Origin of the sequence: Rhizobium sp. BK538 (assembly GCF_014197575.1) — a bacterium.
In the GTDB taxonomy this organism is placed as follows: Bacteria; Pseudomonadota; Alphaproteobacteria; order Rhizobiales; family Rhizobiaceae; genus Rhizobium.
Map to the genome: position 1 here is coordinate 287,501 of NZ_JACIFT010000001.1, position 24,487 is coordinate 311,987.

At 59.9% G+C, this 24,487-nt stretch carries 25 protein-coding genes and 2 pseudogenes; 11 read left to right on the top strand and 16 right to left on the bottom strand.

What is annotated here, in order from left to right:
• Positions 1–215 precede the first annotated feature (215 nt).
• The 3 genes and pseudogenes from FHX09_RS01415 to FHX09_RS01430 form a co-directional block, all read right to left on the bottom strand.
• Positions 216–946: pseudogene (locus FHX09_RS01415) on the bottom strand (IS630 family transposase); the annotation flags it as partial.
• Positions 933–1,385 carry a hypothetical protein gene (locus tag FHX09_RS01425; protein WP_184449139.1) on the bottom strand — a complete coding sequence of 151 codons (453 nt, stop codon included), beginning with the start codon at positions 1,383–1,385 and terminating at the stop codon, positions 933–935. The gene FHX09_RS01425 and the pseudogene FHX09_RS01415, both read right to left, overlap by 14 nt.
• 121 nt (positions 1,386–1,506) lie before the next feature.
• Positions 1,507–2,400, bottom strand: a complete 894-nt coding sequence (locus FHX09_RS01430) for an NAD(P)/FAD-dependent oxidoreductase (protein WP_132587979.1) — start codon at positions 2,398–2,400, stop codon at positions 1,507–1,509.
• Positions 2,401–2,608: 208 nt separating this feature from the next.
• Here FHX09_RS01430 and FHX09_RS01435 point away from each other — a divergent pair, with 208 nt between their 5' ends.
• From FHX09_RS01435 to FHX09_RS01445, 3 genes and pseudogenes are all read left to right on the top strand, one after another.
• Entirely contained in the window at positions 2,609–3,256 is a 648-nt protein-coding gene (locus tag FHX09_RS01435; protein ID WP_184449142.1) for a TetR/AcrR family transcriptional regulator, read from the top strand.
• 34 nt (positions 3,257–3,290) lie between these two features.
• Positions 3,291–4,154: a class I SAM-dependent methyltransferase gene (locus FHX09_RS01440; protein WP_184449144.1), complete on the top strand. Its 864-nt coding sequence runs from the start codon at positions 3,291–3,293 to the stop codon at positions 4,152–4,154.
• 92 nt (positions 4,155–4,246) lie between these two features.
• Positions 4,247–4,396, top strand: a pseudogene (locus FHX09_RS01445) (IS630 family transposase); the annotation flags it as partial.
• Between the two features lie 260 nt (positions 4,397–4,656).
• Here the strand turns inward: FHX09_RS01445 and FHX09_RS01450 are convergent.
• The 8 genes from FHX09_RS01450 to FHX09_RS01485 all read right to left on the bottom strand — a co-directional run bounded on the left by FHX09_RS01450 (position 4,657) and on the right by FHX09_RS01485 (position 12,684).
• Complete coding sequence (locus FHX09_RS01450) at positions 4,657–5,424, bottom strand: fumarylacetoacetate hydrolase family protein (protein ID WP_132587977.1); 768 nt, start codon at positions 5,422–5,424, stop codon at positions 4,657–4,659.
• 79 nt (positions 5,425–5,503) lie between these two features.
• On the bottom strand, positions 5,504–6,880 hold the full coding sequence (locus FHX09_RS01455) for an FGGY-family carbohydrate kinase (protein ID WP_132587976.1): 1,377 nt from the start codon (positions 6,878–6,880) through the stop codon (positions 5,504–5,506).
• Complete coding sequence (gene rhaM / locus FHX09_RS01460; RefSeq protein ID WP_007795842.1) at positions 6,877–7,197, bottom strand: L-rhamnose mutarotase; 321 nt, start codon at positions 7,195–7,197, stop codon at positions 6,877–6,879. The genes FHX09_RS01455 and rhaM overlap by 4 nt, the downstream gene beginning before the upstream one ends.
• A complete protein-coding gene (locus FHX09_RS01465; RefSeq protein ID WP_132587975.1) occupies positions 7,194–8,207 on the bottom strand; it encodes an ABC transporter permease in 1,014 nt (337 codons plus the stop codon). Before FHX09_RS01465 ends, rhaM begins: the two co-directional genes overlap by 4 nt.
• The gene (locus FHX09_RS01470) at positions 8,204–9,205 is read right to left on the bottom strand and encodes an ABC transporter permease (RefSeq protein WP_184449146.1); all 1,002 of its coding nucleotides are present in this window, start codon (positions 9,203–9,205) and stop codon (positions 8,204–8,206) included. Before FHX09_RS01470 ends, FHX09_RS01465 begins: the two co-directional genes overlap by 4 nt.
• Before the next feature lie 10 nt (positions 9,206–9,215).
• Entirely contained in the window at positions 9,216–10,751 is a 1,536-nt protein-coding gene (locus tag FHX09_RS01475) for a sugar ABC transporter ATP-binding protein (RefSeq protein ID WP_184449148.1), read from the bottom strand.
• 76 nt (positions 10,752–10,827) lie between these two features.
• Entirely contained in the window at positions 10,828–11,823 is a 996-nt protein-coding gene (rhaS, locus tag FHX09_RS01480; protein WP_007795856.1) for a rhamnose ABC transporter substrate-binding protein, read from the bottom strand.
• A gap of 51 nt (positions 11,824–11,874) precedes the next feature.
• Positions 11,875–12,684, bottom strand: coding sequence for a DeoR/GlpR family DNA-binding transcription regulator (locus FHX09_RS01485; protein WP_132587972.1), 810 nt, complete (start codon positions 12,682–12,684; stop codon positions 11,875–11,877).
• 200 nt (positions 12,685–12,884) lie between these two features.
• On the opposite strand from FHX09_RS01485, the gene FHX09_RS01490 reads away from it, so the two are divergent.
• Together FHX09_RS01490 and rhaI are read left to right on the top strand one after the other, a co-directional pair.
• Entirely contained in the window at positions 12,885–14,981 is a 2,097-nt protein-coding gene (locus FHX09_RS01490; RefSeq protein ID WP_132587971.1) for a bifunctional rhamnulose-1-phosphate aldolase/short-chain dehydrogenase, read from the top strand.
• 63 nt (positions 14,982–15,044) lie between these two features.
• Positions 15,045–16,337 carry an L-rhamnose catabolism isomerase gene (rhaI, locus tag FHX09_RS01495; RefSeq protein ID WP_184449151.1) on the top strand — a complete coding sequence of 431 codons (1,293 nt, stop codon included), beginning with the start codon at positions 15,045–15,047 and terminating at the stop codon, positions 16,335–16,337.
• A gap of 64 nt (positions 16,338–16,401) precedes the next feature.
• Here rhaI and FHX09_RS01500 read toward each other — a convergent pair whose 3' ends face one another.
• Positions 16,402–16,860 carry a carboxymuconolactone decarboxylase family protein gene (locus FHX09_RS01500; protein WP_007795868.1) on the bottom strand — a complete coding sequence of 153 codons (459 nt, stop codon included), beginning with the start codon at positions 16,858–16,860 and terminating at the stop codon, positions 16,402–16,404.
• A gap of 111 nt (positions 16,861–16,971) precedes the next feature.
• On the opposite strand from FHX09_RS01500, the gene FHX09_RS01505 reads away from it, so the two are divergent.
• A complete protein-coding gene (locus FHX09_RS01505) occupies positions 16,972–17,850 on the top strand; it encodes a sigma-70 family RNA polymerase sigma factor (protein WP_132587969.1) in 879 nt (292 codons plus the stop codon).
• A gap of 94 nt (positions 17,851–17,944) precedes the next feature.
• Here the strand turns inward: FHX09_RS01505 and FHX09_RS01510 are convergent, their stop codons facing one another.
• Positions 17,945–18,154, bottom strand: coding sequence for a hypothetical protein (locus FHX09_RS01510; RefSeq protein ID WP_132587968.1), 210 nt, complete (start codon positions 18,152–18,154; stop codon positions 17,945–17,947).
• Positions 18,155–18,281: 127 nt separating this feature from the next.
• On the opposite strand from FHX09_RS01510, the gene FHX09_RS01515 reads away from it, so the two are divergent.
• Both FHX09_RS01515 and FHX09_RS01520 read left to right on the top strand, forming a co-directional pair.
• Positions 18,282–18,905 carry a TetR/AcrR family transcriptional regulator gene (locus FHX09_RS01515; RefSeq protein ID WP_132587967.1) on the top strand — a complete coding sequence of 208 codons (624 nt, stop codon included), beginning with the start codon at positions 18,282–18,284 and terminating at the stop codon, positions 18,903–18,905.
• A 68-nt stretch (positions 18,906–18,973) separates the two neighbouring features.
• Positions 18,974–19,162, top strand: coding sequence for a hypothetical protein (locus FHX09_RS01520; RefSeq protein WP_132587966.1), 189 nt, complete (start codon positions 18,974–18,976; stop codon positions 19,160–19,162).
• Here FHX09_RS01520 and FHX09_RS01525 read toward each other — a convergent pair.
• On the bottom strand, positions 19,159–19,596 hold the full coding sequence (locus tag FHX09_RS01525) for a DUF1810 domain-containing protein (protein WP_132587965.1): 438 nt from the start codon (positions 19,594–19,596) through the stop codon (positions 19,159–19,161). The genes FHX09_RS01520 and FHX09_RS01525 overlap by 4 nt on opposite strands.
• Before the next feature lie 70 nt (positions 19,597–19,666).
• A complete protein-coding gene (locus FHX09_RS01530; protein WP_132587964.1) occupies positions 19,667–19,975 on the bottom strand; it encodes a hypothetical protein in 309 nt (102 codons plus the stop codon).
• A 224-nt stretch (positions 19,976–20,199) separates the two neighbouring features.
• On the opposite strand from FHX09_RS01530, the gene FHX09_RS01535 reads away from it, so the two are divergent.
• The 3 genes from FHX09_RS01535 to FHX09_RS01545 are packed head-to-tail and all read left to right on the top strand — an operon-like array spanning position 20,200 to position 23,278.
• The gene (locus tag FHX09_RS01535; protein ID WP_184449153.1) at positions 20,200–21,561 is read left to right on the top strand and encodes an amidase; all 1,362 of its coding nucleotides are present in this window, start codon (positions 20,200–20,202) and stop codon (positions 21,559–21,561) included.
• Between the two features lie 39 nt (positions 21,562–21,600).
• Complete coding sequence (locus tag FHX09_RS01540; RefSeq protein ID WP_132587962.1) at positions 21,601–22,464, top strand: TIM barrel protein; 864 nt, start codon at positions 21,601–21,603, stop codon at positions 22,462–22,464.
• A gap of 19 nt (positions 22,465–22,483) precedes the next feature.
• Positions 22,484–23,278: an aldolase/citrate lyase family protein gene (locus tag FHX09_RS01545; protein WP_132587961.1), complete on the top strand. Its 795-nt coding sequence runs from the start codon at positions 22,484–22,486 to the stop codon at positions 23,276–23,278.
• A gap of 1 nt (position 23,279) precedes the next feature.
• On the opposite strand, the gene FHX09_RS01550 is transcribed toward FHX09_RS01545, so the two are convergent.
• Complete coding sequence (locus FHX09_RS01550; protein ID WP_132587960.1) at positions 23,280–23,951, bottom strand: hypothetical protein; 672 nt, start codon at positions 23,949–23,951, stop codon at positions 23,280–23,282.
• Positions 23,952–24,487: the final 536 nt, after the last annotated feature.

The following is a 24,487-nucleotide window of genomic DNA, read 5'->3' on the forward strand; positions in this document are numbered from 1 at the left end:
GGGCGATAATCTCGTCGCCCTGCTCTGGAGTCGGCTCGGCAAAGCGACCGCAAAAATGGGCGAGCGACTTCCGCCGAGGAAGACGTCTTCACCATGTTCGCTTCCCGCCCAATCAGCGTTTGCGAAGGACGCATTTGCAGAGTTGACGGGCTCCAATTTGTTGGCCGAGGTGCAGTGGGTATCGGTGGCTTCTGGCTTATACGCATCCTCATTGATCAGAACCCATTTGCCCAGTCTCTGCGCCCGATGGACATGATGCGCCAAGGCCGGGTTTCGAGTTTGCGCCAGGCATCGCAGCAATTGTCGACGATATTGTCGTAGGATTTGAAGATGCGGTTCGACAGCCAGTTCTCGCGCACGAAGAGCCAGAGATTTTCGACGGGGTTAAGCTCCGGCGACTTAGGCGGGAGGGGCAGGATCGTGATGTTGTCCGGCACGACGAGATTGTTGGACATGTGCCATCCCGCTTGGTCCATGACGACGATGGCATGCGCGTCATCGGCAACATGATGGGATATTTCTGCAAGATGTTGGTTCATGGCGTAAGTATCATACCAGGGCATCACGAGAGCGGCAGCCTTGCCGAGCTTGGGGCAGATGGCACCGAAGATATAGGCTGAGCGTGTGCGCTGATCATGCGGCGCGGACAGCCTTGGGCCCCGCTTTGCCCAGCGGCGGGTGATCTTGTTCTTTTGACCGATCCGGGCCTCGTCCTGAAACCAGATTTCTATTCGCTTGCCTTGAGCGGCCCCGTTTGCGATCTCTACCACTGCGGCGGGGACGTTTTTTGAAACGCCTCACTCGCTTGAGGGTCCTGCGCATGATGTTTCGGTCGCGCTGCCAGCTTGCGGTAGCCCATGGCACGCACCTCCCGGCTCTGCGTCTGTTCGCTCACCGACACACGAAGCGCCTCCCAGAGCCACTGGGCCAGATCACACAGACGCCAGAGAGGCGGTCGATGAGGGCGAGATCGCGAGCGGTGACCATCCAGCCGCTTCCCGGCAGTTGAAAGAGCCCCATGTACCAGCTCCGGCGTAGCTGAGCCGGGCGCGGTCGATCAGCGCGAGCACGTCGCTGGTGAGGGCTGCGAAGTCGAACGGCCCCGCGGTCGGGGACGGCGCGTAACCGCGAAGCCAGGGTGTGACGACGTGACGTCCGCGGCGGCCGAGCTCGGCAAGGAAGGGCGTCGCGGTCGGCGGATGGTCCGGGAAGCCGTGCAAGACGAGCGTCGGTTGACCATCGGGATCACCACCCTGCAGCGCGTGAAAAGTGCCGTGTGGCAGGTCGAAGGTGACGTGTTCGAACTCCATGTCTGTCAGCCTTTTTCCAAGGGTGGTCGGACCAGAGATGCTGATGCTGGCTTTGGTGTCTCTGGCTTTGGACATGTGCGTCTCCTCAGGCGCCGGGTAAACTGCGGGGTCAGCCGGCCAGTCGGTTTTCGATGACACCGGCCCGCAACCTTCAGAATCCGAGAGCCGCGGCAACCGGAGAAGGGAATCTGTGCTTTCAAACCAGCATCGACTGCTGGGCGGAGATACCCGCCGTCGCGCCGTGCGATATTGCCGTGGTGACCGAGGCCATGGCTGGGTTTGCAAGATCGCCGGCAGCATAGATGCCGGGCGTGCTGGTTTCGCGGCGCTCGTCTACCTTGAGGGCGATGCCGAGGGGCGTATTGACCGTGGCGAGGCCCAGTGATTCATGCAGGCTTGCGGACGGCTTGTTGCGCGGATGCGCGAACAGGATATCGACCGCGGCATTGCGGCCACTTTCAAGATTAACGGTGGTGATATGGCCCCGGTGATGGGCGATTTCGGCGATCCGGCCATCAACGACAGGTATGTTGCGGCGCGCCAGATCGGCCTGGATATCGGGTGCAATGTCGTGACCATCGGCGAAGACCGTCAGCGTGTCGGTCCAATCGTGGTACAGTCTCACATAAGTGTGCGACTGCGGGCCGGACCAGACGAGGCCCCAATGCTGGTCGGCGACTTCAAAGCCATCGCAATAGGGGCAGGGCACGATGGATGTGCCCCAGCTTTCGGCAAAGCCCGGAACATCAGGCATCTGGTCGGCAACGCCATAGCTTAGGATCAGGCGGCGCGCCCCAAGGCTTTCGCCATCGCCAGTGAGGACGGAGAAATTGTCGATGGTGCCGGAGATGCTGTCGGCCCGCGCATTGACCAGCTTGACCGTGGGATAACGCGCCAGTTGCTGCCGCGCCTCAGCCAGGATCTCCAGCGGTGGCTTGTGATCGTGGCCAAGCAGGCCATGCGAGTGGCCAGCGAAGCGATTGCGCGGCAGGCCGGTATCGAGAACGGTGACCTTGCGGCGGGTACGGCCGAGCTGCAGGGCGGCGGCGAGACCGGCAAAGCTGCCGCCGATGATGATGACGTCATCCATGGTGATAAGCTCCGTGTTGTTGATGGAGGGGGTTGGGCTGGGTCTGGCGCAAAATTTCGTCCAGCGATACGCATTCGATATCGCCAAGCGGCCCAGGGAAAAGTGATTTGGAGGACAGGGTAAAAATCCATTCTTTGGCTTGCACATTTCGGATACTGCATGTTATCGTAATTCAAGAATAACGATACTGTCAAGGATCGCAATTGCCGTGACCGAAAAAAGCCAGGGCCGGCGCGGCCGGCCCACCAACGAGGCGCTTGGCCAAACGATAGTCGACGCCGCGAGCGAACTCTTTGCGGAATTGGGTTTTCACGCGACGACATTGGACAAGGTCGCCCAGCGAGCGAAGATATCCAAGCTCAGCATCTACAAGCACTTCGAGAACAAGGAGGCGCTGTTCGGGGCGGCCTTTACGGCCCGCTGCTATCAGTTTTTACCACAGTCCCTTTTTGAAGGCGTCGACGGTTCGGTCGAAGATCAGCTCATGGCGGTGGGATCATCCCTGCTTCGCACGCTGTTGCGCCCGGACGTCAGCGGTGTCGAAGCCATGGTCATGGCCGACAAGACCAATCAAAGGTCGTTAAGCAAGCTCCATTACGAAGCCGGCCCCGCCCATATCATCGCCCAAATCGAGGCCCTGTTGCGTCAGTTGCACGCGAAGGCGGTTCTGAACGTGCCAGATCCCCTCCGGTCCGCCCGCTTGTTTGCTGCGCTTTTCAAAGGATGCGATCTCCTGATTATCGCACGCTTCGATCAGGCGAGAGGAGAGGACGATAACGAAATTGAATCCTATTGCCGGTCGGCCGTCGCCATGTTCATCGCCGCCCATGGTGGCAACGACCACGCGGGCGGATAGCCTGGTCAAGAACGGATCAGAGCAAGGATATGGTATGACAGAGGAATATGTTTATCAGGTAGCCGACTGGAAAGGCCAAAGCGGGGAGCGCTGGGTCGCTTACCAGGCCCGGCTCGATGCCATGATGGCGGTGTTCGGCCAGGCAGCAATCGAAGCGGCCGCGCCCGCCACCGGCGAACGCGTGCTGGACGTCGGCTGCGGCGCGGGAGCGTCCAGTCTGGATCTGGCCGCCCGCGTCGGCGCGGGGGGCCATGTGCTAGGCGTGGACATATCCGCACCGCTGATCGGCAGAGCGCGCGCGCGAGCGCCGCAGGATACGCCGGCCCTGTTCCAGGTGGCCGACGCCAGCAGCACCGAGTTGCCCGAGGGCGCGTTCGACATCCTGTTCTCGCGCTTCGGAGTGATGTTCTTTGACGATCCGACAGGGGCGTTCGCTCATATGCGCCGTGCGCTCAAGCCGGGCGCGCGGGTCGCTTTCGTCTGCTGGCGCTCCATGGCCGAGAACGATTGGGTGCGCTTGCCGATGGGCGCGATCAAGGGCATCCTCCCGCCGATGACGCCGCCCGATCCCGAAGCGCCCGGCCCGTTCTCGTTTGGCGATCAGGGGCGGGTGGCGCGCGTTCTAACGGTGGCTGGTTTCACCGATGTCGCTATCGCGCCGTTCGATGCCTCCATCCCGTTCGGCAAGGGGGAGACGCGGGATGCGGCGCTCGACGACGCGGTGAAAATGACACTCGAAGTCGGCCCGCTGTCGCGCGCGCTCGTCAATCAGCCCGACGATATCCGCGCTCGCGCTTCGGCTGCGGTTCGTGCCGCCTTCGCGGGCTGCCCCGGTGAGCGGTCGGTGATGATCGATGGCGCGGCGTGGATCGTCACCGCGCGCAATCCGGCAAGCTGACAGGGATTAATACGCCCTCTTGCTGAGTGAGACACTTGAGCTTCCCAATTGACGATGAATCAGAATCTCTGTTGCAAAAGGGGAGGTTTGCGATGGGAGCAGCGATCTCATTACGGGCGGATTTTGACGCGGAAGGTCTTCGGCGTCTGGCCCGCAAGAGCAAGCATGCGGCGCAGGCGCGTCGTCTTTTGGCGCTTGCCTTGATCTATGGCGGAGGCTCGCGCTCGGATGCAGCGCGTCTTGGCAATGTCACCCTTCAGATCGTGTAGGTTCACGTCACCCAAAAGGTCATAAAAGAACTCAACCTGAAAGATATCCCGGAAGGCTTGTTGAACGATACGCAGGGCATCAGCGGCGACACGTGGGACGCCTTTCACATCAAGGTTGCGGAGCTGCTGAACAAGGTGCCGCTCACGCAATGGAAAGACCGGTTCGCCGAAGGGGACGCGATCGGCCGTCTGGCGCTGGGACATTTTTTCTGGTTTCCTGCAATCGGCTCGGCTCAGACGAGGGCGAAACGGAAAAAGGCAGTATCGCCAAAAGCAATTTCAATATCCCCAGGCGTGACGAGTTCGATCGCGCCGCACAGCGTGCCCGTTGTGACGAGCGCCCCGGCCTTGAGCGACGTGTTCGGCCGCAGGCCATCGTTGGCGTAGGCCAAAAGCCATGTCAGCACATCGCCCTTCGGATGCTGAGCTGGCGCGTCAAAGATTGGCTGGCCGTTGAACGTTATCTTGAGCGGCGTGCCGCTTGCCCCATCGATGGCCGACTTTTCCACCCGAGGACCGAGCACATAGCCGCTGTTTCCAAGCCGATCGGCCAGGAATAGCAGGAAGGAGGTCTTGCCGCTCTCCTCGACCGCGCTCGCCAGAAGTTCCGCGCCGAGATGAACGGCGTCGATCGTATCGACGATGTCGGCGCGGCTGTAGCTGCCCTCGCGGCGGATCGGCAGGTCGCGACCGAGGCGCACAGCGATCTCTGCCTCGAACTTTGTGCCTCTCTGCCAGGGAATCCGCGCTCCAGAGTCGGCTTGCACATAGGGATGCAGTGGCGCGGTCACGGCCTGCCCATCGGGCGAGACGGTCACTTTCCAGGCATTGCTTTCGATAGCCTCATCGGCGACAAGAAAATTCTGCGCGTCCATTGCGTGCCTGAGATCGGCAGGCAGCGCAAATTCCGCCGTCGGCGCCTGGCTTTGTGAACGGCGCAGGCCGTGTAGTTTTGCTGCAAGCGCACGCGGATCAAAGGGTGCGGCGGCTGAAGCTGCCATAAGGTCTCCTCCATTTTCTTTGAGTCGCGAGCCTATAGCTAACGCTAAGATGGAGCGAGGTGTCGCGATGGAAAGACTGTTATGCCACCGCTGCGTGCCAAGCCTGGCGGTAGGCGCCGAGCCCGGGTATGGCGCTCGGCGCAATATGCCGCTCGCCGCCGGCAGGCGGCTTGATGCCGGTCAAAAGGGCGGCACCCTGGCTCGTACCGGTCGATCCGGGGATGGCGATGACATCGCGATTGGTGAGTGCGGCAAGCAGCATCAGATAGAAATCATTGAGTGCAAAAGGTCCTTCGACGATAACCGGGCCCTGCACGCCAATCAGGTCGAGGCAGGCCTGGTTCATCAATGCGAGATAGAGGCACAGCGCGGCATACCGCTCTTCGCGGGTCGCGCTCTGCGCGTTGAGCCAGCGTGCGTTTTTGCCCGGGAACGGTCCGGAGCCGGGTACAACGTTCGGAAGCAGCATCAGACCTTTCACGATGACCTGCCCGATTGCCGAGGCAACCTCTTCCTTGTCAACATGTCCGATCTCGCCTGAGATCGTTTCAAATTCGCGTCCGCCCATGAACCGGGAGGAGGGAACAGCTCGGCCATAGGCATCGACATTGGCAAGTGTGTCGCGCTTGGGATCGAGGTGATCGAGATCTCCGCCGACACCGAAACTGATCACCCATGTGCCTGTCGAGACAACTGCGAACGGTGCTGCTCGATCAATCAGATGCGGCAGAAGTGACGCGTTGGAATCGTGAATGCCACAATAGACAGGGATCTCACGGGTGAGGCCGATCGCTTCGGCAATATCAGGCAGAACCGGCCCGAGCGGATCGAAGGCAGAGCGGATCGGCGCCATGAGATCGCGGACGCCAAGCGCGTCGACCAGCGAGGAATAGCGGCCCTCACGCGGGTTCCAGAGATCGGTGTGGCAGCCGAGTGAGGTTACCTCGTTAGACACAATGCCGGTCAGTCGCGCTGTCCAGTATTGCGGATAGGTGAGGATCGTTACCACCTTGGCAAAGTCATCGGGCAAGGCGGTCTTCTGGTAATGCAGCTGTGCGCCGATATTCAGGCCCATGGTTTGGTGCGGCGAAAAGGTTTCCTCGAAGGGGGGGCGCAGCCGCGCATAGGCATCGCGAATATCGGCGGGATATTCGTGCTCGTAATCGAGCACCGGCATGGCCAAATTGCCGGCCTTGTCGAGAAGCGCAGCCGACGCTCCATGGGTAGTGATCGAGATGGCGTCGAAACCAGGCTCCTTGGCGAAGGAGCAAAGGGCATCCAACGTGAAGGACCAGAGCCTGTCGATATCGTAGTGCGGATAGAGACCGTCCCTGAGGACCGTGTTCGGGGTCCTCGCCTCTGCGACCTCGGCGCCCGTCGCGCTGTCCAGGACCACCACTTTGGCATTGGTCTTGCCGATATCGAGAACGGCGATGCGGCTATAGTTCGGTGTCATGGCATATGGAAGACAGTGACGAGGTCGCTCTGGACGGGAGAATTGTCCGGGTTCGTCGCCATGATATCAGCCATATGCGCCCACCACTTCTTCATGACGGGATGCTCGGGCAGACTTGCCATCGTATGATCGGCGCGACGTGTCAGAACGCCGAACAGCGTGTTCGTTTCGCGGTCGAGATGGATCGAGTAATCGCTGGCGCCGGACTGGTGCAGCAGATCGATCAGTTCCGGCCAGATTTCGTCGTGCCGCTTCCGGTACTCGGCTTCCATGCCGGGGTTGAGCGTCATCTTGAAGGCGTGTTTTTCCAGCGTCATTTGGAGCTCATGGCCTTGAGGCGGCGTGCGACGATCGGGATCGCGATGGTGATGATCAAAAGCAGGCCGATGAAGATCGACATGACGATGCCAGGGACATTCAACAGGCCGAGCCCGAAGGTGACGAGGCCCATGACGAAGGCGGCGATGACGACGCCACCGATCTTGCCCGAGCCGCCGAGGATCGAGACACCCCCGAGTACGACCATGGTGACGACTTCGAGTTCCCATCCCTGGGCAATCGAGGGACGGGTAGAACCAAGCCGCGAGGTCAGGCAGACGGCGGCAACGCCGCTCATGACGCCGGTCAGGATGAAGAGAATGAATTTCACGCGCTCGACCGGAATGCCCGAGAAGCGGGCGGCGAAGTCGTTATTGCCGATCGTATAGACCTGGCGGCCGAAATTCGTGGCATGCAGCAGGATCGCAAAGGCGATTGCCAGCACAATGAAGAGCACGAATTCGAAGGAGAAGACCCAGAAGACGTAACCCTGGCCGAAGAAGGCGAAATCCTCCGGATAACCGCCATAGGCCTGGTCGCCGAGGACGATATAGGAAATACCGCGGAACAGGCTCATCGTGCCGATCGTGACGACGATCGACGGCAGCTTCATGACGGAGACGAGAAAGCCGTTGAACATGCCGCACAGCAGGCCGACGCCAATGCCGATGAGGACCAAGCCGGGTGCTCCGACGCCAACTTGCGCTGCCGCTCCCATGGCTGTCGAGGCTAGCGCAATAATGGCGGCAACCGAAAGGTCGATCTCGCCGGCAATGACGAGCAGCGCCATGGCAAAGGCGATCATCGCCTTTTCCGTGAAGTTGAAGGTCGCGTCCGACAGGTTCCAGGCGTCCAGGAAGTAGGGGGATGCCAGAGAGTTAAAGATGAAGATGAAGACGGCGACCCCGAAGAGCAGAACCTCCCAGCTCGACATGATGCGCTTGAACGGCGTGCCGAGGCGATCGGGGATGACGCGCTTTTCGCTCGGGGTGGGAACGACGGTGCTCATGCTGCCACCTCTGCGGGGATCTCTGCTGCGGCCTTGTCGCGCAGAATGATGCGACCGCGATTGCGCTCGCGCCTTGCGTTGAAGACGACGGCGAGAATGATGACGGTGCCCGAAATCGCCATCTGCGTGAACGGTGAGATGCCGATGACGGGAAGTGCGTTCTTGATGACGCCGAGGAACAGAGCTCCAAGCACAGTGCCGATGACCGAGCCGACGCCGCCGGCAATCGAGATGCCGCCGATGACGCAGGCCGCAACGCTGTCGAGTTCGAAGCCGTTGGCGATATCGACATAGGCGACGGCGTAGCGCGACACCCAGAGATAGCTTGCAAGGCCGGCAAGCGCGCCTGATAGAACGAAGGCGAGGAACTTCGTCCAGCCGACATCAATGCCGGCGTAGACCGCGGCCGTCGGATTGCCCCCCGCAGCATAGGTGGAACGGCCGAACTGGCTGTATTTCAACAGCATGTAGATCAGGGCGACAATGACGATCGCAGCCCAGCTGAGAACCGGCATGCCAAGGACGACAGTGCGCGGAACGTTGAGGAACGTCGGCGTCATCTGGTGCGCGTTGACCCATTCGCCGCCAGACAGCACGAAAGCCATGCCGCGATAGATGGTGAGCGTACCGAGCGTGACGACGATCGGCGGAATTTCCAGTGCCCAGACGAGGAAGCCATTGATCGCACCGAGAAAGGCGCCGATCAGGATCGCCGCGAGGATGAGCACGATGAGGGGCAGGTCGGGATAGGCGGCATTCATCATCGCGATCGCCATGCCCGTGAAGGCAAGGTTTGCAGCAACCGACAAGTCGATCGACTTGGTGAGAATGACTGTCATCTGCGCGAGCGCAAGGATGATAAGGATGGACGTGTCATTGAAGATTGCGGCGAGGTTGCCGGGCGTTGCGAAATCCTGGGCTCTTGTCGAGAAGATCGCGACCATGACCGCGATAATGACGAAGAGCAGCGTTTCGCGCTTTTTTAGGAGTCTGGACATTCCGATTACCTCAAGCATTACCGGTCGCGGCGCGAACCAGCGTTTCCGGCGTCAGATCCTTGCGTTCGAAGAGACCGGCCATCAGGCCTTCTTTCATCACGAGGACGCGGTCGGACATTCCGATGATCTCCGGCAGTTCCGACGAGATCATAATGATCGATAGGCCCTCGGCGGCAAGCTCGCTGATAAAACCGTGCACAGCAGCCTTCGAACCGATGTCGATGCCCTTGGTCGGTTCATCGAGGATGATGACCTTGGGCAATGTCGCCAGCCATTTACCGATCACGACCTTCTGCTGATTACCGCCAGATAGCGTTCCGACAGGAACGGAGAGTGCTGCAGCGCGCAGATCCAGGCGTTCGGCATATTTGCGGGCGAGCGCAAATTCATTGGCCGCCTTCAGAAAGCCCTTGCGCGATGTACGCGTGAGTGATGGCAGGGTCATGTTCTGGTAGATCGGCATTGGCAGGGCCAAGCCGTGGCGGCCACGCTCCTCCGGCACATAAACGATGCCGGCTCGGATAGCATCAAGCGGGGAATGGACTGAAAGCGACTGCCCCTCAAGCTTCAGCGTGCCGGATGCAGGCTTGGTGATACCGAAGAGGGACTGGCAGAGCTCGGAACGACCCGCACCGATCAACCCGTAGACACCGAGGATCTCACCCTTGCGAAGGGTGAACGAGATATTGCGAAACTCTGTCTGGTGACAGTATTTCTCGACTTCGAGCACCGGGCCGCCGATGGCCACGTCGACCTTGGGAAACGCATTCTCGACATCACGGCCGACCATGAGCCGGACGATATCATCTTGCGGCGTCTGCTTGAGTTGGCCGTGGCCAACAGCACGACCATCGCGGAAAACGACGAAGTTATCGGCAATCTCGTAAAGTTCGTCGAACTTGTGGCTGATGAAGAGGATGGCTTTGCCCTGCGCCTTCAGCCCCTCGACAATGCGGAAGAGATCATCGATTTCCTTGCGCGATAGTGCTGCGGTCGGCTCGTCCATGATGACGATGCGTGCTTCGATCGAAAGCGCTCGCGCGATGGCGACGAGATGGCGCTGAGCAATCGAGAGATCCTTAAGGCGGATCGTCGGATCGATGTTGCTTTCAAGCGAATGCAGCAATTCCTTAGAGCGACTGTTCATCAGTTTCCAGTCGATCGTGCGGAACCTTGTGCGCGGCGCATGGCCGAGGAAGATGTTTTCTGCAACCGTCAGCTCATCGAAGAGCACGGTTTCCTGGTGGATGGCGGTGACGCCGACGTCGATGGCGGCCTGCGCATTGGCGAAGGTCGTGGGCTTGCCGTTAACGATGATCTCGCCTTCGTTTGGCCGATAGATGCCGGTCAGGATCTTGACGAGTGTTGACTTGCCGGCGCCGTTTTCGCCGATCAGGGCAGTGACCTTGCCCGGACAGAGCGCGATGCTGACGTTGTCGAGCGCCTTCACGCCGGGGAAAATCTGCGAAATGCCACGCATTTCCAGAATGGCGGGCGCGTCCTCGGTCTTGAGGCCTGCGACGGGTTGTTGAAGGGCGGTGTTCATCAGCGGTTACCGGTGTCGAATTGCAAGGTCCCGGCGGCTTTAGCCGCCGGGTTCTGTTTCTTGAGCGAATTCAGGCTCAGAAGACCTTCGAGAACTGGTCGATGTTCGACGCATTGTAGACGAACGGGTCGGCCATAGCAGCTTCTCCGTTCTCGCCGATCTTGATCTTGCCCATGCGGCCGGCTTCGACTTCGGTGCCCGGCTTGCCAGTCGCGTCTCCCTTTACGAGATGGTAGGCGATTTGCGTTGCGGAGTAGCCGAGGTCGATCGGATTCCAGATGGCGAATTCCTTGGTTGCACCCGACTTGATCGCGCCAGCCATTTCCGACGGCAGACCGAGGCCAGTCACATAGACCTTGCCGACAAGGCCTTTGTCTTCGACGACCTTGGAAGCGGCCAGAACGCCGACCGTCGTCGGAGCGACGATGACCTTGACGTTCGGGTTCGACTTCAGCAGGCCTTCGGCTTCGCGATAGGACTTGTCCGACAGATCGTCGCCGTAAACGGTGGTGACGAGGTTGAGGCCCGGGAAGTCCTTGAGCTGCTTCTTCATCTGGTCGATCCAGATGTTCTGGTTCGTCGAGGTCGTCGTGGCCGACAGGATCGCGAAGTCACCCTTGCCGCCTTCGAGGTGGTCCTTGGCGAGCGTTAGGCACATTTTGCCGATCAGTTCGTTCGACGACGGGTTCAGTTGCAGGATGCGGCCGTCCTTGTTGACGCCGGAATCCCACGAGATGACCTTGATGCCGCGCTGCTTGGCCTTCTTCAGGGCCGGAACAACTGCATCCGGGTCATTGGCGGAGATGGCGATGGCATCAACACCCTGAGCGATCAGCGAGTTGATGACTTCGATCTGGCCTTCGGCCGTCGTCGAAGTCGGGCCGGTGTAGATCACTTCCACGCCGCCGAGTTCCTTGGCTGCTTCCTGGGCGCCCTTGTTGGCAGCCTCAAAGAAGCCGTTGCCGAGCGATTTCACCACAAGACCAATCTTGACGTCCTTGGCGCTAGCCGCGCCGGCCATCATGGCGACGGCAAACGCCACGCCGATTGCGAGTGTCTTTGCAAGTTTCATGCTTTCATCCTCCCACGTTGATAAGACTTGACTACATCCTGACGGCGCCACTCACGCGACCGACGAGGAATCCTCCTTCGCTTGCGAGACAGTGCTCGCTATGACGAGCTTGATGCCCGCATCTTCGATCATCCGGACGGAGTCCTCGGGAACACCGTCGTCAGTGATAATTGTCGAAACGCGGTCGAGCCGGCACAGAATGAGGCTCGATCGGCGGTGAAACTTGCTGGAATCGACCATGACGACCAACTCGTCGGCCTGATGCATCAGCTTCTGCTCGCTCTGAATGATTTGCGCGTCGGATTCCATGATGCCGAGCGGGCCGACGCCCTGCGCACCGATAAAGAAGCGGCGGGCGTAAAAATTGCGGATCGCATCGTTGTCGAACGGCGACAGGATCAGGCTCTGCTCGCGGTAGATGACGCCACCTGGCACCGTCACCGTATTCTTCGAGTGCTTGACCAGGTGCTCGGCGATCGCAAACGAGTTGGTCATCACCTGCATGCGATGGGCCGCCATGAAGTGCACCATCTGGAACGTGGTCGTCCCGCCATTGATGATGATGGCATCGCCTGGGTCGCACAGATCAACGGCTGCCCGCGCGATTGAGCGCTTTTTATCGATGTTGACTGATTCCGAAACCCGAAAGGGGCGTCCAGCGAGATTTCCGAGCTGCGGCGGGTGCACGGCTTCGGCGCCACCGCGCACACGCCGGATCTTTCCCTGCACGTGAAGGGCCGCGATGTCACGCCGGATCGTCGCCTCGGAAGCCTCGGTCAGTTCGGAAATATCCTGAATCGTGACGACCGACTTTTCCTGAACGGCGCTCAATATGATGCGATGGCGTTCGCGTTCGTGCATGGGGTTCCTCCTGGCTTGCTTATTTCGCAGTTGTGAGAATGTGTCAATCAAAAACGATCATAAAATTTCATAGTGCGCTGCAACATAATCGAAGTTGATCGTTTTCGATTGACAATGTCCATTTCGATGAGCGATACCGTCACCGCAAAGGAGCGCTGAGGTCGTTCGCGCTTCCAAGAAATTTTACATGGGAGGATGACATGGCGGCAACCGTCCGGCTTCTTGATAACCGTTGGGACGATTCACACGCGGCAGGCCTCGATGAGCCCGGTAAGCTTTTGTATCGCTCGAATCTGCTTGGCGCCGACAAGCGCATCACCAACTATGGCGGCGGCAACACCTCTGCCAAGGTGATGGAAACCGATCCGCTGACTGGCGAAAAGGTAAAGGTTCTCTGGGTCAAGGGTTCCGGTGGCGACGTCGGCACCATCAAGCTCGACGGATTTGCGACGCTTTATCAGGACAAGCTCGAGTCGCTGAAGGCGATCTACAAGGGCGTCGAGGATGAGGACCGCATGGTCGGCTTCCTGCCGCATTGCACTTACAACCTCAACAGCCGCGCTGCTTCGATCGACACGCCGCTACACGGTTTCGTGCCCTTTACGCATGTCGACCACATGCATCCGGATGCAATCATCGCCATCGCTGCCTCGAAGAACTCCAAGGACCTGACGAAACAGATTTTTGGCGACGAAATCGGCTGGCTGCCATGGCGCCGTCCGGGCTTCCAGCTCGGCCTGGACCTCGAAGCTTTCGTCAAGGCGAACCCGAATTCGAAGGGCGTCGTGCTTGAAAGCCACGGTCTCTTTACCTGGGCAAACGATGCCAAGGCCTGCTACGAGCTGACGCTCGAGATCATCAACAAGGCGATCGTCTGGTTTGCCGAAAAGACGGAAGGCAAGACGATCTTCGGTGGCGCCGCTACGCAGAGCCTGCCGGTTGAAGAGCGCCGCGCCATTGCAGCCCGCCTGATGCCCGAAATCCGCGGCCGCATCGGTAAGGCGGAGCGCAAGCTCGGTCACTTCGACGACCAGGACGCCGTGCTCGAATTCGTCAACTCCAAGAACCTGCAGCCGCTAGGCGCGCTCGGTACCAGCTGCCCGGACCACTTCCTGCGCACCAAGATCCGCCCGCTGATCGTCAATTTCGACCCGGCAAAGCCTGACGTGGATGCGATCGTTGCCGGTCTCGACAAGGCGCTTGAAGACTACCGCGCCGACTATGCCCGCTACTACAGCGACTGCAAGCATGCCAATTCGCCCGCCATGCGCGACGCGAACCCGGTTATCTTCCTCGTTCCCGGCGTCGGCATGCTGTCGTTCGCCCGCGACAAGGCGACTGCCCGCATCGCCAGCGAGTTCTACGTCAACGCCATCAATGTCATGCGCGGGGCTTCGACCGTTTCCGAATACCAGGGTCTGCCCGAGCAGGAAGCATTCGACATCGAGTACTGGCTTCTCGAAGAAGCCAAGCTCCAGCGCATGCCGAAGCCGAAGAGCCTTGCTGGCAAGGTTGCCTTCGTCACTGGCGGTGCCGGCGGCATTGGTCGTGCAACGGCTGCTCGCCTGATCGGCGAGGGTGCTTGCGTGGTGCTTGCCGACATCGATCAGGATGCACTCGACAGCACAAAGGCCGATTTCGCCAAGCAGTTCGGCGCGGATGCCGTTTGCGGCGTCAAGCTTGATGTGACCAAGGAAGACGCGGTGATGTCGTCGTTTGCGGAAGCCTGCGTCGAATTCGGTGGTGTCGATATCCTCGTTTCGAACGCAGGTATCGCTTCGTCTGCTCCGATCGAAAGCACCGAGCTTTCGATGTGGAACAAGAACATCGACATTCTGGCGACCGGCTACTTCCTGGTGTCGCGCGAAGCCTTCCGTCTTTTCCGCAAGCAGAGCCTCGGCGGAAACGTCGTATTCGTCGCTTCCAAGAACGGTCTGGCATCCTCGCCGAACGCTGCGGCCTATTGCACGGCCAAGGCGGCCGAGATCCATCTTGCCCGTTGCCTGGCGCTCGAAGGCGCAGAAGCTGGCATTCGCGTCAACACCGTCAATCCGGATGCAGTTCTTCGCGGATCGAAGATCTGGAGCGGCGAGTGGCGCGAACAGCGTGCAGCATCGTCAAAGATCGAGATCAACGAGCTCGAGGAGCATTACCGCAAGCGTTCCATGCTGAAGCTCAATGTCTTCCCTGAGGACATCGCCGAAGCAATCTACTTCCTGGCGTCTGATCTCTCGGCGAAATCGACCGGCAACATCATCAACGTCGATGCCGGCAACGCGCAGAGCTTCCCGCGCTAAGTCCAACTGCTACGGCGGGCGCCATGCCCGCCGCTTCTTATCCACATATGTCGGGAGGAAACCATGGCCGAGTTCAAGATCGCGCAGGATCTGATTGCGCAAGAAAACGACAAGCGCGCATCCGCGCTGAAATCCGACTACGAAGCACTTGGCGCCAATCTTTCGCGCCGTGGCATCGACATTGAAAACATCACACGCCGCGTATCCGAGTTCTTTGTCGCCGTTCCGTCCTGGGGCGTGGGCACTGGCGGCACGCGCTTTGCGCGCTTTCCCGGCACTGGTGAACCTCGCGGCATCTTTGACAAGCTGGACGACTGCTCCGTCATCAACGAGCTGACGCGCGCCACGCCGAACGTCTCCCTCCACATTCCGTGGGACAAGACCGATGCCAAGGAATTGAAGGCAAAGGGCGATGCGCTCGGCCTCGGTTTCGACGCGATGAATTCGAACACCTTCTCCGACGCGCCCGGCCAGAAGCATTCCTACAAGTATGGTTCGCTCAGCCACACTGATGCCGCAACGCGTGCACAAGCCGTCGAGCACAATCTCGAATGTATCGAGATTGGCAAGGCGATCGGTTCCAGGGCGCTGACCGTCTGGATTGGGGACGGCTCCAATTTCCCCGGCCAGAGCAACTTCACCAAGGCCTTCGAGCGTTACCTTGCGTCGATGGCCGACATCTACGAGGCACTGCCGGACGGCTGGAAGCTGTTTTCCGAGCACAAAATGTACGAGCCGGCCTTCTACTCGACGGTCGTGCAGGACTGGGGCACCAACTACCTGATCGCCCAGACGCTCGGCCCTAAGGCGCAATGCCTGGTCGACCTGGGCCATCACGCGCCGAACACCAACATCGAAATGATCGTTGCCCGCCTGATCCAGTTCGGCAAGCTCGGCGGATTCCACTTCAACGATTCGAAGTATGGCGACGACGACCTCGATGCCGGTGTGATCGAACCATACCGTCTGTTCCTGGTGTTCAACGAGTTGGTTGATGCCGAGCAGCGTGGCGTCAACGACTTCAATCCGGCTCACATGATCGACCAATCGCACAATGTGACCGATCCGATCGAAAGCCTGATCAACAGCGCCAACGAAATCCGCCGCGCTTACGCGCAGGCTCTGCTTGTCGACCGCAAGGCGTTGGCCGGCTATCAGGACGAAAACGACGCGATGATGGCGAGCGAAGCCCTGAAGCGCGCTTATCGTTCTGACGTTGAGCCGATCCTGGCGGAAGCGCGCCGCCGTACTGGCGGTGCGATCGATCCGGTCGCAACCTACCGCGCAAGCGGCTACCGCAGGAAGGTCGCGGCCGAGCGTCCGGCTTCGGTTGCCAGCGGTGGTGGCATCATCTGATCCCTAAGCCTCCCAAGGCTGTTTTGTCGGGCCGCTGTCTATGGGACGGCGGCCCGATCCCGTTTTACGGCTTCCATTCGCCGGCGATCTGCCGGGTGGCGATGTTCAGTCGGTTCCAGACGTTGATGTTGGCGATGGCGATGACGAGGGCCGCCAGGCTCTTGCCGTCGAAATGCCGCGTGGCTTCGTCCCAGATGTGATCGGGCACCGGGTCGGCGCGATCGCTGACGCGAGTGACCGCCTCCGTCAAGGCAAGGGCTGCCCGTTCGGCCGGCGTGAAGTACGGCGTGTCGCGCCAGGCGCTAACAGCAAACAGGCGCTCATCCGTCTCGCCCGCCTTCTTGGCAATGCGCGGATGCCCGTCGATGCAAACGCTGCAGCCATTGATCTGGCTGGCGCGCAGATTGACGAGTTCCAACAGGATTGGCGAAAGACCTGATTTGGCCGGTATTGTCCCGAGGGCATGCAGAGCCTGCATCGCTTCAGGGACGACGACGGCTGGATTTCCCATTCTTGCTTGCATCATATGTCTCCTTGAGGTGTTTTCCAAAATGACGCCGCCGGCTGTGCTTTGTCACATCGGCCGGGTTTCGTTCGTCATGGAGCTGACGAAACAGGCTGGAGGAATGTGACAATGGATAAGAAAAACTGGCTGGCTGGAGAATTCGAAGCAAACAGGGCGCATCTCAGCGCCGTCGCCTATCGTATGCTCGGCTCCCGCGCGGAGGCCGACGACGCCGTTCAAGAGGCCTGGCTGCGGCTCGGCCGTTCTGATGCGGACACGATCGACAATGTCGGCGGCTGGCTGACGACCGTCGTGGCACGCATCTGCCTGGACGTGCTGCGATCAAGAAAGACGAGGCGAGAAGAGCCGTTTGATCTACCCGTTCATGAGCGCGTCGCAGATACGTCCAAGGCGACCGATCCGGAACGGGAATTGGCCCTTGCCGATTCCGTTGGCCTGGCGCTGCTCGTCATTCTGGAGACATTGGCGCCGGCCGAGCGCGTCGCCTTTGTACTGCACGATATGTTCGATCTGCCCTTCGACGACATTGCGCCGATCATTCACCGCTCTTCGGCGGCAACGCGCCAGCTCGCAAGTCGCGCCCGCCGTCGGGTCCAGGGCAGGACCGATGTCCCGGAGGCGAACGCGGCGCGCAAGAAGCAGATCGTCAACGCGTTCCTCGCGGCCTCGCGTCTTGGCGACATCAAGGCACTGCTCTCGATCCTCGATCCGCAGGTGGTCTTCACCCCCGACGCTACAGCGATGCGGTATAACCCCTCCGTTCGCGAGCTTCACGGCGCAAATGCCGTCGCACAAACCTTCAAGGGGCGGGCCCAGGCCGCCCAGCCCGCGCTGATCGATGGAGAATTCGGGCTGGTGGTTGTTGTGGGTGGACAACTGCGCGTCGTCCTGCTTCTGACTTTCGAAGAGGAGAAGATCACTGCGATCGATGCGGTTGCCGCCCCCGAGTATCTCGGTCATCTAAAATACGAGTTGCTGGGAGAATAGTGGCGCCGATCCCCAAACGGCCCGATCCCCAAACGGAAAGAGCCGCCGCTTGATCAGCGACGACTCTCACAGGGGCAGGGAAGCACCCGAAACTTCAGCAATAGCTGCACATGGCCGCTGGGTTGTTGGAGATCACGCTCAGAAATTTGCCCACTGGAGAGGTCCGTTGTTCGCGCTTCTTGGCGGCCGTCTCAAGCAGATGCTTGAAATCGTCGAGTTTCACGCCGTCGGCGCGGAGCACCATGGCGATCAGGGGGTCGCGAAGGGCTTCGGTAATGGTCAGGTCTTCTCTGGTCTTGCTCATGGTTTGCCTCCTTTCGTGGGCGGTAGCCCGTGTTCCACCCCGGCCGCATCATTCAACCACGTTGACTTCAGCGAGAAGTGGTGTTACCGGTAAGTAACAATGCATTTGTTACCGATCGGTCACATGGATGTCAAGGACCTTGTCCGCAAAAAAATCAGAATCATTGAGCCTGCTGTCTCCTGCAAATACTGACGAGAAAATCCCGCCACGGGAGCGCATCGTCTCGACCGCAGCCGAGCTGTTTCGTGAGCACGGCATCCGCGGCATTGGCGTGGATGCGATCGCAGACGCCGCATTGACCAACAAGATGACGCTCTACCGCCATTTTGGCTCTAAAGACGAGCTGGTCTGCGAGACGCTGCGGCGCGCTTCGGAAAAAGCCGAGGCGATCTGGCGCGATCTCGAGACGGCCCATCCGGGCGATCCGAAAGGGCAGCTCAGGGCGTGGGTCGAAGCGCGAACGCAGAGCCTTTGCGGTGAACATGTTGGCTGTGATCTCGCCAATGCAGCCATCGAGCTCAAAGGAGAGGGGCATCCGGCCTATGGCGTGATCGAACGCCACAAGGCAGAGCAACGCGACAGGCTGGAAGCGCTCTGTCTTTCAGCCGGTGCGCGCGAACCGAAACTGCTGGCCGACACGCTGACGCTCCTTCTTGAGGGCGCTCGCGTGACGCGCCAAGCCATGGGCAACGACACATGTTGCAATCATTTCTCCAAGGCCTGCAACGCTGCCATCACCGCTTTTGCGTGATGGCGCCCGCCGATCGGCGGGAACCATACGCCTTTACACTCGTTTCGGACGATGTGGGAAGTAAAGGCATGGATTACATCTACCTTCACCGTCTGTATGCAAAACGAGCCGAACTCGAGGCAAAGCTCGAGCTCTATGAGGCGCGCGGTTGCTTCGGCGACGAAGAGATCGATGACGGCACCGATCAAGAGCTGCGAGAGCGGATCAATGAATTATCTGCTGAGATCGACGCGCTGGAGCATTCGAGCGCATTTTAGTTGCTCGCGTCCAATAACTGGATGGTGCGATCGTCGAACTCTCCCCGATAGAGCCGGTCAATCACCTTGTGAAAAGGCGATCCATGTTCGCTGATCGCCGCAAACAGCGTCATGGAAGAGCGCAGCTTGAAATCATCAGGAGAGCCAAAGATTTCGTGCGCGGATTTGCCCTCGATAGCAAGGACGGCTTCGACGCAGCGCAGTAGCCTGCCGCCGAGAACGGGATCTGCAAGATAGGCAGCGGCCTCTTCCGCTGATCGGATGGCGTATTTCTCTGCCATGAATGATGAGCCGAGGCCGGCGATCTGAGGAAAGATGAACCACATCCAGTGGGAGCGCTTATGTCCGGCTCTCAACTCCGAAAGCGCCCGCTCATAGTCCCCATTCTGCGCGTCAACAAAGCGGCCCAGATTATAGTCAATCTCATCGGGCATCGACGATCCTCCTCTTGCGCATAACTATATCGCAGGGAAGGGTTGTCCATGCCCGCAGCGCGACAGATCCTCAGCAGGATCTGTCTGGGTACGGGCTGTGTTCACGGCAGTAATCGACCGCGGGCAACGATTCCGAGATCGATCCCACCGTTGCCGTGTCGAGGCCCGATGCCATGGGTGCCGTCAAATGGACCGTCAGCCCTGCAATGCCCAGAAGCGCAAAGGCTGCAAGAACGATGAAGCGTTCTGATATTGAAGGTTTGTGCGCATTCACATGCTCAACGTATTCGCGTTCGCCCATGCCGTCCAACTCGTCATCTGTTGCGTGGTGGTGCACCACGTCGCCGCGCGCCGTGTTCCAACTCTCGCCGTTTGTCATTTTGTTAACTCCTACACGGATGCGTACACCGGAATATGATCGTCCTTTCGCCGGCAAACAGTACGCAAAAACCATGTGTGTTTTCTTGGTCCCCAATGGAAGACCGGATACACAAACGCAGTGTTCATAAAATCGAACCAATCGGTTTGATTTGACTTTAAGGGCTTGGCTCGCCGAACAAATTCGGCTTAGTTCGGCAGGTCAGTCAGATTGTGGATACCCCTATGACGAAAACATTTGGCGCCATGTCCGTCGCGCAGCTTTCCAGTCTCATCCAAACGACAGCTGTCGATCCCATCGAAGTGACGGAAGCCGTCATCGATGGCATCGAAGCACATGCCGATCGGGCGGTCTTCACGACAATCCTGAAGGATCGCGCGACGGAAGAGGCGAAAGCCTCATCGAAGCGAATGAAAGAGGGCCGCTCGCGTGGCATGCTGGACGGCATTCCAATCGCCTGGAAGGACCTCTTTGATATCAAGGGTCGCACAACGACCGCCGGATCGACGGTTCTGGCAAGCGCTCCGGCTGCGCAGGCAGACGCGCCAGTCGTGGCAACGCTGAAGCAGGCGGGCATGGTCTCGATCGGCTGTACCAATATGAGCGAGTTCGCGTTCTCCGGGCTCGGCCTCAATCCGCACTACGATACGCCCCACAATCCGCGCAGCAGCGATGTTCCACGCGTTCCGGGCGGTTCGTCTTCCGGCGCTGGCGTTGCGGTGGCAGCCGGCCTCGTACCGGTGGCGATGGGGACGGATACGGGCGGCTCCGTGCGCATCCCTGCCGCCTTCAACGGCATTGTCGGATATAAGGCGACCCGCGGCCGCTACCCCATGGCGGGCGTCTATCCGCTGGCGAAAAGTCTGGATTCGCTGGGTCCGCTCTGCAGGACCGTTCAGGATGCGGTTTGGATCGACGCTGGAATGCGCGGTGCGGCGGCGCCGGCAATTGCTGCCCGGCCGCTCAAGGGGCTCGATATCGTGATCCCTGACAACGTCGTGTTCGATGGTGCGGAAGCCGGGGTTGTTGCGTCTTTCGAGACGGCAGTCGATTGGCTCGCGGCGGAGGGCGCATCGATCAGCCGGATCAAAATCCCGGCTTTTGATGAATTGTTGGCGCTCATGGCCCAGTACGGCGCCCTTGTCACGGCCGAAGCCTTTGCGCTTCACCGCGAACGGTTGGCGGGGCCGCAAGCCGCCGACATGGATCACCGCGTCGTGATGCGCATAAGGCTTGGCGAGAAGACAACGCTGGCGAACTATCTTGCGATCCTCGATAAGCGCGAAAGGTTGATAGGCGATGTCGAGCGCCTCGTCGGCGACAGCTTCGTCGCTTTTCCATCTGTCGTCCATGTGGCGCCGCCAATCGCGCCGCTTCAAGCCGACGACGATTTGTTTTTCGCAACCAACGGGAAGACGTTGCGCAACACGCTGCTTGGCAACTTCCTCGATTGGTGCGGCGTATCGATACCGTGCGGGACGGGAGATGCTGACATGCCGGTAGGCTTGCTGCTTTCTGCCTTGGGCAAACGGGACGAGGCACTTCTCAGCGCAGCGCTCTCGGTGGAGGAGGTTATCCGCGGATAACTCATTTAGGACGGTCGCTATTGCTGCTGGGAGGAGAACATGACTGAAGGCAATTTGGAGAATGGACGTTTTGCAGTTTCGACATGGTCGCTGCATCGGCTGTTAGGGGCCGTCTATCCCTACAGCCCCGATCCGGACAAGCGTGCCACGCGCAAGGAGCCCTATGGGCCAGGGCGGTCCGCGTTGACCGATATCCCGGGGCAACTTGCCGACCGTGGCATCGGACGGCTTGAGATATGCTCGTTCCACCTGCCAAGCCTTGAACCCTCCTATCTCGCGGAGATGCGCGCCGCGCTTCACGACGCTGGGATCCTGCTCCAGACGCTGCTCGTTGAAGATGGGGATCCAAGCCATCGCGAAACCGCCGAGCGGGATATCCAGTGGATCGCCGGCTGGATTGAGATCGCGCAAGCGCTTGGCGCCAAGAACATGCGGGTGATCGCAGGTAAGCAGCCGCCGACGGCAGAAAACCTCAAGCGGGCAGCGGGCCATCTTGGTTGGCTTGCGAAACAGGCGGAAAACAGCAGCGTTCGCATTGTCACCGAGAACTGGTTCGATCTGCTGGCTTCTGCGAAGGAGACGAATTGGCTGCTAGATACTCTGCAAGGCAAGGTCGGTCTGAATGGCGATCTTGGCAATTGGGCTGCACCGGCAAAGTACGCGGGGCTTTCCGACATCATGCGTCGTGCGGAACTCTGTCACGCCAAGGCCGATTTCAACGGATCGGGGCTAGACAGTGCGGACTACCGCAAATGCCTGGAGGCGTGCCGGACGGCAGGTTACAGCGGACCATATACCTTGATTTACGATTCATCGTTTTTTGCCGATGAGTGGGACGGCATTCTGCATGAAAAGGCATTCGTCGAGGACTTCCATCAAGAAAAGCAGCGCGCGGTTGGCTGAACCGCGAAAGGAGCATGGCATGAGTGGCGCAACGACAATCGACGGCTTCGCAAAGCGGATCCGAAGCGGTGAGGGCGGATTGATATCCGCGTGGATCGGCATTCCCGATCCGCTTTTCGTCAATCATCTGGCGCAAGAGGCCTTTGATGCCGTTGTGTTGGATATGCAGCATGGCGTTTGGGATATCGGATCGGCCGCTGTTGGTATTGGCCAAGGGAGGCTTGCCGGCAAACCGGTGCTCGCTCGCATTCCGGTCGGCGATTTCGCATCGGCCTCGCGTCTTCTCGATGCGGGAGCCTCCGGCATCATTGCGCCCATGATCAACTCGGCATCGGACGCCAGGGCCCTGGCGACGGCCACCAAATACCCACCCCTTGGCGAGCGTAGCTGGGGGCCGACCCTGGCGATGAACCATACGGGGCTTTCGGCAACCGAATATCTCGCGACCGCCAACGAGCACACCGTGGCAATTGCCATGATCGAGACGCGCGCGGCCCTTGATGCTGCAGATGAAATCATGCGTGTCGACGGCATCGACGGCATCTTCGTCGGGCCATCCGACTTGTCGATCGCACTGTCAGATGGAGCGAAGGTGGCACCCGATACGGCGCAGGTCGACGCCGTTCTCAAGCACTTGATCGCCCGTTGCCGGGCTCACGGCAAATTTGCCTGCGTGTTCGGCAGCAATGGCGAGCGGGCGGGCGAACTGTTGAAAATGGGTTTCGATTTCGTTATCGCCGGGGCCGACACGCAGCAATTGCGTTCGGGTGCAGCAAGCGCGATTGCAGCCGCCAGGCGGGTCCAGGCAAGCTGATCTATTTGACGGCGAGCCATATGACGTGACGCGCGCCACCGCGCTTGCCGTTGGCGCGTGTGTTGACGGCATCGACGGTAAAGCCGCAGTCGCCAAGCCGCCGGGTGAAACCGGCGTCGGGACCTGATGACCAGACGGCAAGAACGCCGCCCGTTCGCAGGGCATCGCGTGCAGCGCGTAAACCCGCAAAATCGTAGAGGCGATCGTTGGAGCGGCGCGTCAGACCATCAGGCCCATTGTCGACGTCAAGCAGGATTGCGTCGAATTGCGCCTTGCTTCGCCGTACGAGTTCGCCAACGTCGCCCTCATGGATGGCGACGCGTGGATCGTTAAGGCAACCCTGAAACACGTCTGACATTGGCCCGCGTGCCCATTTCACCACCGCCGGCACGAGTTCGGCAACGATAATCGATGCATCTTGTGGCAAAACGGAAAGGGCAGCACGCAACGTGAAACCCATCCCGAGACCACCGATCAGCACATGCGGACGCGCACGCCCTTTGATCCTTTCATGAGAAAGCGTTGCGAGCGCCTCCTCGGAGCCACTCAGGCGGCTGTTCATCAGCTCGTTCGAGCCCAGCATGATCGAGAACTCGCTGCCTCGCCGTTTGAGACGCAATTCACCGCCTTCTTCAGGAATGGGGGCGCAATCAAGCTGGATCCAGGGGAGCATGTTATTCGTGCCTCGCGTTGCGCGGTTCCCCTAGCACAGAAATGGCAGATCCGCGAACCTGGAAACAGGCTCGCGGTTGGCTGCAAGGTTTGCTTTCAGTTCCTCTCAAGGCAAGCTTGGTTGTTGCCTTGGACCCCACGGCGCTGTGGTGGGCATCGCGTCCATTGTATATTGCCGGACCCTGTCGTACTGCCGGTTTGGAACGTGTCGAACGGTATTGCGAATCCACCGCTCGGTGCCTCGTCTTCGCGGGAAGTCCCGAGCGGCGGTGAACCGTCGAAGCGGCCGCTGCTATCCATGCCCATATTCGCTTGCGCAAAGGCTGAACCGGCGAAACTGAGGACTAGGACTGACGTCACTGCGATAAGCCTGCGCATGATCGAGATCCCTTCATGTTGATGCAATTATGAGTATAGCGCGCCGTTTGGTTTGTGCCAGCGTCGAGAGAGGATATGGCGTTGAAATCGCGCGATGTCTGGGTGACGCTTGGCGATTGCCGCATGCTTCGGGACAGACCGTGCTTGAATTCTGTCCCG

Bases quoted from the DNA above. Each gene is read 5' to 3' on its own strand.
- FHX09_RS01490 (WP_132587971.1), top strand. From the start codon at position 12,885: ATGGCGGCAACCGTCCGGCTTCTTGATAACCGTTGGGACGATTCACAC.
- FHX09_RS01505 (WP_132587969.1), top strand. From the start codon at position 16,972: ATGGATAAGAAAAACTGGCTGGCTGGAGAATTCGAAGCAAACAGGGCG.
- rhaI (WP_184449151.1), top strand. From the start codon at position 15,045: ATGGCCGAGTTCAAGATCGCGCAGGATCTGATTGCGCAAGAAAACGAC.
- FHX09_RS01475 (WP_184449148.1), bottom strand. From the start codon at position 10,751: ATGAACACCGCCCTTCAACAACCCGTCGCAGGCCTCAAGACCGAGGAC.
- FHX09_RS01510 (WP_132587968.1), bottom strand. From the start codon at position 18,154: ATGAGCAAGACCAGAGAAGACCTGACCATTACCGAAGCCCTTCGCGAC.
- FHX09_RS01540 (WP_132587962.1), top strand. From the start codon at position 21,601: ATGACTGAAGGCAATTTGGAGAATGGACGTTTTGCAGTTTCGACATGG.
- FHX09_RS01535 (WP_184449153.1), top strand. From the start codon at position 20,200: ATGACGAAAACATTTGGCGCCATGTCCGTCGCGCAGCTTTCCAGTCTC.
- FHX09_RS01470 (WP_184449146.1), bottom strand. From the start codon at position 9,205: ATGTCCAGACTCCTAAAAAAGCGCGAAACGCTGCTCTTCGTCATTATC.
- FHX09_RS01530 (WP_132587964.1), bottom strand. From the start codon at position 19,975: ATGACAAACGGCGAGAGTTGGAACACGGCGCGCGGCGACGTGGTGCAC.
- FHX09_RS01485 (WP_132587972.1), bottom strand. From the start codon at position 12,684: ATGCACGAACGCGAACGCCATCGCATCATATTGAGCGCCGTTCAGGAA.
- FHX09_RS01440 (WP_184449144.1), top strand. From the start codon at position 3,291: ATGACAGAGGAATATGTTTATCAGGTAGCCGACTGGAAAGGCCAAAGC.
- FHX09_RS01450 (WP_132587977.1), bottom strand. From the start codon at position 5,424: ATGGCAGCTTCAGCCGCCGCACCCTTTGATCCGCGTGCGCTTGCAGCA.
- FHX09_RS01545 (WP_132587961.1), top strand. From the start codon at position 22,484: ATGAGTGGCGCAACGACAATCGACGGCTTCGCAAAGCGGATCCGAAGC.
- FHX09_RS01550 (WP_132587960.1), bottom strand. From the start codon at position 23,951: ATGCTCCCCTGGATCCAGCTTGATTGCGCCCCCATTCCTGAAGAAGGC.
- rhaM (WP_007795842.1), bottom strand. From the start codon at position 7,197: ATGACGCTGGAAAAACACGCCTTCAAGATGACGCTCAACCCCGGCATG.
- rhaS (WP_007795856.1), bottom strand. From the start codon at position 11,823: ATGAAACTTGCAAAGACACTCGCAATCGGCGTGGCGTTTGCCGTCGCC.
- FHX09_RS01425 (WP_184449139.1), bottom strand. From the start codon at position 1,385: ATGTCCAAAGCCAGAGACACCAAAGCCAGCATCAGCATCTCTGGTCCG.
- FHX09_RS01430 (WP_132587979.1), bottom strand. From the start codon at position 2,400: ATGGATGACGTCATCATCATCGGCGGCAGCTTTGCCGGTCTCGCCGCC.
- FHX09_RS01465 (WP_132587975.1), bottom strand. From the start codon at position 8,207: ATGAGCACCGTCGTTCCCACCCCGAGCGAAAAGCGCGTCATCCCCGAT.
- FHX09_RS01525 (WP_132587965.1), bottom strand. From the start codon at position 19,596: ATGCCCGATGAGATTGACTATAATCTGGGCCGCTTTGTTGACGCGCAG.
- FHX09_RS01515 (WP_132587967.1), top strand. From the start codon at position 18,282: ATGTCAAGGACCTTGTCCGCAAAAAAATCAGAATCATTGAGCCTGCTG.
- FHX09_RS01500 (WP_007795868.1), bottom strand. From the start codon at position 16,860: ATGCAAGCAAGAATGGGAAATCCAGCCGTCGTCGTCCCTGAAGCGATG.
- FHX09_RS01520 (WP_132587966.1), top strand. From the start codon at position 18,974: ATGGATTACATCTACCTTCACCGTCTGTATGCAAAACGAGCCGAACTC.
- FHX09_RS01455 (WP_132587976.1), bottom strand. From the start codon at position 6,880: ATGACACCGAACTATAGCCGCATCGCCGTTCTCGATATCGGCAAGACC.